This is a genomic window from Zhongshania sp., from assembly GCF_041623545.1.
Classification (GTDB): domain Bacteria; phylum Pseudomonadota; class Gammaproteobacteria; order Pseudomonadales; family Spongiibacteraceae; genus Spongiibacter.
This window is the reverse complement of sequence record NZ_JBFJWS010000156.1, coordinates 1-7,350: the sequence shown is the minus strand read 5'-3', so window position 1 is coordinate 7,350 and position 7,350 is coordinate 1. Positions and strand designations below refer to the sequence as shown.

The 7,350-nt window shown below is 54.2% G+C and carries 8 protein-coding genes; 2 read left to right on the top strand and 6 right to left on the bottom strand.

The window, feature by feature from the left end:
- Positions 1-430: PhoH family protein (locus ABYT30_RS12995; protein WP_373096866.1), on the top strand; the 430-nt coding region annotated here is incomplete at its 5' end.
- A gap of 141 nt (positions 431-571) precedes the next feature.
- Positions 572-814: a hypothetical protein gene (locus tag ABYT30_RS12990; protein ID WP_373096864.1), complete on the top strand. Its 243-nt coding sequence runs from the start codon at positions 572-574 to the stop codon at positions 812-814.
- Positions 815-826: 12 nt separating this feature from the next.
- Here ABYT30_RS12990 and ABYT30_RS12985 read toward each other — a convergent pair whose 3' ends face one another.
- The 6 genes from ABYT30_RS12985 to ABYT30_RS12960 form a co-directional block, all read right to left on the bottom strand.
- Positions 827-1,210 carry a gamma-butyrobetaine hydroxylase-like domain-containing protein gene (locus ABYT30_RS12985; RefSeq protein WP_373096862.1) on the bottom strand — a complete coding sequence of 128 codons (384 nt, stop codon included), beginning with the start codon at positions 1,208-1,210 and terminating at the stop codon, positions 827-829.
- 77 nt (positions 1,211-1,287) lie between these two features.
- Entirely contained in the window at positions 1,288-2,607 is a 1,320-nt protein-coding gene (hslU, locus tag ABYT30_RS12980; RefSeq protein WP_373096860.1) for an ATP-dependent protease ATPase subunit HslU, read from the bottom strand.
- 26 nt (positions 2,608-2,633) lie between these two features.
- Entirely contained in the window at positions 2,634-3,173 is a 540-nt protein-coding gene (hslV, locus tag ABYT30_RS12975) for an ATP-dependent protease subunit HslV (protein WP_008252455.1), read from the bottom strand.
- Positions 3,174-3,267: 94 nt separating this feature from the next.
- A complete protein-coding gene (locus ABYT30_RS12970) occupies positions 3,268-3,870 on the bottom strand; it encodes an SPOR domain-containing protein (protein WP_373084340.1) in 603 nt (200 codons plus the stop codon).
- A 3-nt stretch (positions 3,871-3,873) separates the two neighbouring features.
- Complete coding sequence (gene argS / locus ABYT30_RS12965) at positions 3,874-5,628, bottom strand: arginine--tRNA ligase (protein WP_373096858.1); 1,755 nt, start codon at positions 5,626-5,628, stop codon at positions 3,874-3,876.
- Between the two features lie 111 nt (positions 5,629-5,739).
- Positions 5,740-7,350: primosomal protein N' (locus ABYT30_RS12960; RefSeq protein ID WP_373096856.1), on the bottom strand; the 1,611-nt coding region annotated here is incomplete at its 5' end.

Genomic DNA, 7,350 nt, shown 5'->3' with positions numbered 1-7,350 from the left:
TTTACCCGGTACCGAAGAAGAGAAAATGGCGCCATGGCTGGCGGCCTTTGAGGATAATTTAGAAGTCTTGCACGGCAGCGATGAGTCGCCTTACAGCAGTATTGAATATGTAAAGGATAAGGCTAACATTCAATTTAAGTCATTGAATTTTATGCGGGGGCGCTCCTTTAATAATGCCTATATTGTTATTGATGAAGCGCAGAGCCTGACCCAGTTCCAATTAAAATCTATTATTACCCGCGTGGGGGTGAATTCAAAAATAGTGGTTTTGGGTAATTTAGCGCAAATTGATAATAAGTATATTTCACCGCTGACCTCGGGTCTCACTTATCTTGTTGAAAAATGTAAGAATTTTGAGCATGCGGGGATAATGCACGTCAATGGTATAGAGCGCTCGCGGTTGGCGGCATTTGCTGAGGAGAACCTCTAATAACGGGTGGATTTCGCTTCCGCACTGAGTTTGTCGTGGCTTAAATCGATGTCAATACGGTGAATCCGAACTAGAGCTGGTTGCGACTTACGGCTACTGTTAATTCGCTGAAGTTCGACACGGGGCCGGATAATTATGGAAATGACAAATGACAAGCGCAGTGCGGCGCCGGCGGTGCCAGATAACGCGCTAATGATGTTGACCGATTTACAGAAAGTCGCCCTGCGGCGTATTGAAAATTTTGGTTGGCAGTTGAAATTCATACGCCACCCAAGCTTTGAGCCACCGCTGGTGGTGGTTGAAAACTCTACTGGGGTTAATATCGGCGTATTAGAGGAAGACGGCGGAGTAAACTTAAATCCGCAAATTATCCTACGTGATTAGGGTTTGTGCTCCTTAGCCAAAAAACTTCACCACTTGTTGGTCGGGATCGCGGCTGGCCTTGGCGTCGTGGAGTTTTTGTAAATAAGCTTCCCATTTAGCGTCTTTGGTATCACACAACTCGCGTAGGTAGACCCAGGAAAAAATGCCGCTGTCGTGGCCATCACTGAATACCAGCTGCAAGGCGTAATTACCCACCGGAATTAGCTCAGTAATCTTCACATGCATTTTGCCGGTTTGCAGCGTCTCCTGTCCCGCGCCATGACCGCGTACCTCCGCAGAGGGTGAATGCACCCTTAAAAACTCAGCGTCCAAGGCAAACTGCTCACCGCTACCGTAAGTGAGTTCCAGCTGCTGGGACTTTTTGCGAAATTTAATGTCGGTAGGCGCTTGGCTCATGGTGTGATCTCTGCCTTTGTGGTGGTGTCGAGCTGGGAATGCGTCGGGCGCCAGACGTCTGACGTCCGACGCGAAGCCTAGAGAATAAATCGGCTCAAATCTTCGTCCTTCGCCAATTCACCCAATTGCTTATTCACATAATCGGCATCAATTTTCACTGCGTCTTTGATGTCGCCAGCGTCAAAGGAAATGGTTTCCAATAGGCGCTCGAGCATGGTGTGCAGGCGGCGGGCGCCGATGTTCTCGGTGCGCTCGTTGACTTCCCATGCCGTTTCGGCAATGCGGCGAATGCCATCGGCGCTGAACTCAATGCTCAAGCCTTCTGTTCCCAGCAATGCCTGATATTGCTCAGTCAATGAGGCGTGAGGCTCGGTGAGAATGCGCTCAAAATCTTCAGGTGTTAATGCTGAAAGCTCTACCCGAATCGGCAAGCGGCCCTGCAGTTCGGGGATTAGGTCCGATGGCTTGCTCAGATGGAAAGCGCCTGAGGCGACAAACAAAATATGGTCGGTGCGAATCACGCCGTGTTTAGTGCTGACGGTACAGCCTTCAATAAGTGGCAGTAAATCCCGCTGTACACCTTCGCGAGAAACATCGGCGCCGCCGGTTTCTTGGCGTTTAGCGACCTTGTCGATTTCGTCGATGAAGACAATGCCATTTTGCTCAGCCGCTTCTACGGCGCGCGCTTTCAATTCTTCTTCGTTTACAAGCTTGGCGGCTTCTTCGTCTTGAAGTTGCTTGGCGGCAGCTTTCACGGTTAGGCGGCGGGTCTTTTTGCGGTCGCCACCCATCTTGGAGAACATACCTTGTAACTGACTGGTCATTTCTTCCATACCCGGTGGGGCCATGATTTCTACGCCAACCGGGGCCATATTGAGTTCGATTTCGATTTCGCGCTCGTCTAATTCACCTTCGCGTAGCTTTTTGCGGAAGAGTTGGCGTGTTGTGGTGTTGCGCTCTTCTTCGGTGGCTTCGCCGCGGGCTGGGGGCAGCAAGGCGTCGAGGATACGCTCTTCGGCGGCGTCAGCAGCGCGGTGGGCGACCTGTTCCATGGCCTGTTCGCGATACAGTTTAATCGAGACATCAACTAGGTCGCGGATAATGGATTCGACATCGCGACCGACATAGCCCACTTCGGTGAACTTGGTCGCCTCGACCTTAATAAAAGGCGCGTTGGCGAGCTTCGCTAGGCGGCGGGCAATTTCAGTTTTGCCGACGCCGGTGGGGCCAATCATTAAAATGTTTTTGGGGGTGATTTCAGCGCGCAAATCTTCATTGAGTTGCATGCGCCGCCAGCGATTGCGCAGGGCGATGGCCACAGCGCGTTTGGCATCGCTTTGGCCAACAATGTGTTTATCGAGTTCGTGAACAATTTCACGGGGTGTCATGGTCGACATGGAGACTCCGAAGGCGCTCGTGGGCGCTAGTATTCCAAAGATTCAATGGTGCGGCTGTGATTGGTGTAGATGCAGATATCACCAGCAATAGTCAGGCCTTTTTCAACAATATCGCCGGCACTAAGCTCGGTATTGTCCATAAGTGCGCGGGCGGCGGCGGTGGCAAATGAGCCGCCCGAGCCAATGGCGATCATATTGTCTTCGGGCTCGATGACATCGCCGTTGCCGCTGATCACCAAGGTGGTTTCTTTGTCAGCGACAATGAGCAGTGCTTCCAGCTGACGCAGTGAGCGCTCGCTACGCCAGGCTTTGGCGAGTTCGACAGCGGCCTTGGTGAGTTTACCTGAGTGCTTCTCAAGCTGAACTTCGAAGAGTTCAAACAAGGTAAAGGCGTCGGCGGTGCCGCCGGCGAAGCCGGCTAGAACTTGCTCTTTATAAAGACGGCGAACTTTGCGGGCATTGCCCTTCATCACGGTATTGCCCATGGTGACTTGGCCATCGCCGCCGATGACAACCTGATTATTCCGGCGAACCGAGAGTATTGTGGTGCCGCGAAACTGTTCCACGCGGGACTCCTTATAATTGAAAGGGAAAAGCGGGTGTGAACAGTGATAGTGGGGTTGGCCCCTGAAGTTTTCAAGGGCGCAGAGAGGCTTAAGCTTAGTTCTTTTGCCGAATAACCAAGGTATCAATGCTTTCGTTTATTAATTTACTGCGGGCATCGCTCAAGGTGTTATGGGATTGGAAGGGGCCGACATAAACGCGGTGCCAGCGCTCACCGTTCGCTTCAACCGATTCAACCTTGGCGTCGAGACCCAGTAATAAAATTTGGGCGCGGCGGCGGTCGGCGTCGGTGCTTTGGCGGAAAGAACCAGCCTGCAGAATGTATTTCTCAATGTTAGGGTCGGGTTTGGCTTCAACGGGCGGCCGCTCATTCTTGGGTGCGGTTGTCGTGGCAACCGGCTTTGGTGCTGGACGCTCGTCGTTAACAATGACTTCGCGCTCGGGTAGGAGCGTAAAAAAATCGAATTTGGTGTTAGTGCTCACTTCCTTGCGGTCGGCTTTAACCTTGGCTGCAGCCGCGGTTTTCTCGGCAGCAACTTTCACCTCATTATTGGGCTGTTTGCTCAGTGCGCTAAACACCAGAACAGAGCAGACTACCCCAGCAATAAAGCCCGTACCTAGCAGAACCGAGGCGGGCAAGCCGGTGCTGGCGGGGCTGCGGGTGGCTCCGCGGCTGGTTTTTTTAGGGGCTTGTGCCATGCCTTACATTTCCTCTGGAGCCGACACGCCCAATAAACTCAGGCCGTTGCGCAAGACCTGTTGTACCGCGCAGGCTAGCGCAAGACGAGCGTCTCGCACGGCGATGTCTTCGCCGAGCATTTTGTGAGCGTTGTAGTAAGTGTGGAAGTCACCAGCCAATTCTCGGAGATAATGCGCCAAGCTGTGGGGCTCAAAATGTTCGGCGGCACTAGCGAGTGTCTCAGGGTAGCGTGACAATTTTACTAAAAGATCTTTTTCTGCGTCATTACTGAGTTTGGCGAGGTTCGCTAAGCCGGCCGCCGGTGTCCACGATTCGCCTTGTTCTTGGAGTTTGCGCAGAATGCTGGCGACCCGGGCGTGAGCGTACTGAATATAGTAAACCGGGTTGTCTTTGGTTTCTGACTTAGCGAGCTCTAGGTCGAAATCGGTGGCTTGGTCTGCCTTGCGCATAATATAGAAGAAGCGTGCGGCATCGTTGCCGACATCTTCACGCAATTCGCGCAGAGTCACAAACGAACCTGAGCGGGTCGACATTTGCACTTGCTGGTCGCCACGATACAGCGACACAAACTGCACTAAGCGGACCACTAATTTCTCGGGATCAATCCCCATGGCTTGCAGTGCTGCCTTCACTCGGCAGATGTAGCCGTGGTGATCGGCGCCCCAAATATTGACCACGGTGTCGAAGCCGCGCTCGAATTTATTGAGGTGGTAGGCAATGTCTGATGCGAAATAGGTGGTTTGACCATTGTCGCGCTTCACCACGCGGTCTTTGTCGTCGCCGAAACGGGTCGACATAAACCACAGTGCGCCGTCGCGCTCTTCTATAAAGCCATTGTCCTGTAATTTGGCAATGGCACGGGCGACCTGGTCAGGGTTCTGGGTCAGGCTGCGCTCAGAAAACCACTGCTGGTATTCAATGCCGAACTCAGATAAATCGCTGCGAATATCACTGAGTATCGCGTCTAAGCCCTTATTAAAAGGAATTTGGTAGTTATCGCCGAGCAATGCCTTGGCGCGGTTGATTAAGCCATCAATATGCTTTTCTTTGTCGCCCTCGGGGGCGTCGGCGCAAACTCCAGCAAAGGCTTCCGCAGCAGAGTGGCGCAATATTTCGCCGTGCTCGGCCAATAGCTCGCGACCGTAGTCGGCAATATAGTCGCCCTGATAGCCATTGCTTGGGAAAGTAATCGTTTCGCCGCAGGCTTGCAGATATCGCAGCCACACGCTAGTGCCGAGGATGTCCATCTGGCGACCGGCGTCGTTGACATAATATTCACGGCATACATCGTAGCCGGCGGCCTCTAGCATATTGGCGACGCTGGCGCCGTAGGCTGCGCCGCGACCATGGCCGACGTGCAGCGGGCCAGTGGGGTTGGCGGATACAAATTCAACTTGCATTGATTTGTTGCGGCTGGCATGGCGACCAAACTGCTCGCCTTGGGCGAAAATGTCGTGAATAACCTGATAATTACTGGCTTCGTCAACGAAAAAGTTGATAAAACCGGGGCCGGCGATGTCGACTTTGACAATGTCGCTGGTCTCGGGCAGCGCGTCGACAATGAGTTGCGCAATTGCGCGAGGGTTAGATTTTAAGGGCTTGGCCAAGGTCATCGCGATATTACTGGCGAAGTCGCCGTGGGCCTTGTCGCGGGTATGCTCCACCTGAATATTTGCCACCAGATCCTCTGGCCAAGCGTGGGCGCTGCGCAGGGTTTGCAGTGCTTGATGGATATGTGCGGCAACTTTCTCTTTCATGGCGTTGTGGCTAACTCTCTGGCGCGAAACAAGGCCGCGTATTATCCCTGTTTACGGGTGTCGCGGCTAGTGCTGGGGGGCGTGGCTAAACCGTAAAAATGGCAAATGGGATTAAAACAAATCAATTGGGTCGACATCGACCGACCAGCGCAGGCTTTTGTGCTTCGGTAGTTGGTCGCCGGTGTGGCAGGCGATGGCGAGTTGTCGGTGCAGGATGGGGCGACGCTCTGCCTGAAGAATGAGTGCAGCGCGAAAGCGTCCGGCTTTGCGGGTCATGGGGGCGGGCAGCGGGCCGACTATGCTCCAGTTATTATCACTGGGGGCGAGATTGGCGCGAATGGCGGCTAAAAAGTCTTCGGCGCAGCGCAGGCTGCCGGCGTCGGCTCGAATCACAGCGCTAAAACTGACTGGCGGCAGGCTTAGCAATTGCCGCTCAGCTAGCAATTGCTGGGCAAAGGGCTGATAGCCCTGGCTAACTAGGGCAAGCAGTGCTGGGTGGTCTGGGCAGTGGGTTTGAATATACACTCGGCCGGGTTTGTCGGCGCGGCCCGCGCGTCCGGCAACTTGAACTAGCAATTGGCCGCTGCGCTCGGGGGCGCGAAAGTCGGCGCTGAATAAGCCGCCGTCGATATCAATAATGCCGACTAAGGTGACGTCGGGAAAATGGTGGCCCTTGGCCAGCATTTGGGTGCCGACCAAGATGCTGGGGCGGCCATCGCGAATGCCGTCTACCAGGCTTTGCATGCTGCCTTTGGCGGAGGTGGTGTCGCGGTCGATGCGAATCACGTCAACCTCGGGGAAATGGCGTTTAAGGCTTAGCTCTAAGCGCTCAGTGCCCGGCCCCTGAAAAATTAACTGGCTGTTGTGGCACTGGGGGCAAATGCTTGGCAGGGCTTCTTTAGCGTCACAGTGGTGGCAGCGCAGTTCGCGGCGGCCGAAGTGGGCGGTCATTTTGGCATCGCAAGCTTGGCAGTTGGCGATCCAGCCGCAGCCATGGCATTGCAATAGAGGTGAAAAGCCGCGCCGATTAAGAAAGATTAAAACCTGGTTGCCTGCTTCTAGGGTGTCTTGGGTGGCGTCGAGCAAGGTTTTGCTTAGGCCTTCGTCTAAGTCTTGTTGGCGAATATCCAGTAGTCGAATATCGGGCTTGCTGGCAAGCCCTGCGCGTTCGCGCAGCTCCAGCAATTGGTAGCGGTCTTGGCCAACGTTGTGCAAGCTATCGAGGCTGGGGGTGGCGCTACCCAGCACTACCGGGCAGCGATGATCGGCAGCGCGTTTTACGGCGATGTCCCTAGCCGAGTAGCGCCAACCGTCTTGCTGCTTGTAAGAAGCATCGTGCTCTTCGTCAACAATGACTAGCCCTAAATTTTGAAAGGGCGTAAATACCGCCGAGCGGGTGCCGAGTAGAATCTGCGCGCGCCCGCTGCGAATATCCTGCCAGCTTCGATAGCGTTCACCGTCGCTGAGCCCAGAATGGAGTGCTCGGACTTGGCCTGGGAAGCGGCTTTCGAAGCGTTCTAGGGTTTGCGGGGTTAGGCCAATCTCAGGGATGAGGGTCAGCACTTGCTCCCCGCGAGCCAAGCACTCGGCAATGCTGCGTAAATACACTTCGGTTTTGCCGCTGCCGGTTACGCCATCGAGTAGGTAGCGTTCAAACTGGCCTAGACTGGCGCATATTGTGGAGACTGCATATTGTTGTTCGGCATTGAGTGTTGGCCCGGT

Excerpts from the sequence above, each read along its gene's own strand:
- ABYT30_RS12990 (WP_373096864.1), top strand. The coding sequence starts at position 572 with ATGACAAATGACAAGCGCAGTGCGGCGCCGGCGGTGCCAGATAACGCG.
- ABYT30_RS12970 (WP_373084340.1), bottom strand. The coding sequence starts at position 3,870 with ATGGCACAAGCCCCTAAAAAAACCAGCCGCGGAGCCACCCGCAGCCCC.
- argS (WP_373096858.1), bottom strand. The coding sequence starts at position 5,628 with ATGAAAGAGAAAGTTGCCGCACATATCCATCAAGCACTGCAAACCCTG.
- hslU (WP_373096860.1), bottom strand. The coding sequence starts at position 2,607 with ATGTCGACCATGACACCCCGTGAAATTGTTCACGAACTCGATAAACAC.
- ABYT30_RS12985 (WP_373096862.1), bottom strand. The coding sequence starts at position 1,210 with ATGAGCCAAGCGCCTACCGACATTAAATTTCGCAAAAAGTCCCAGCAG.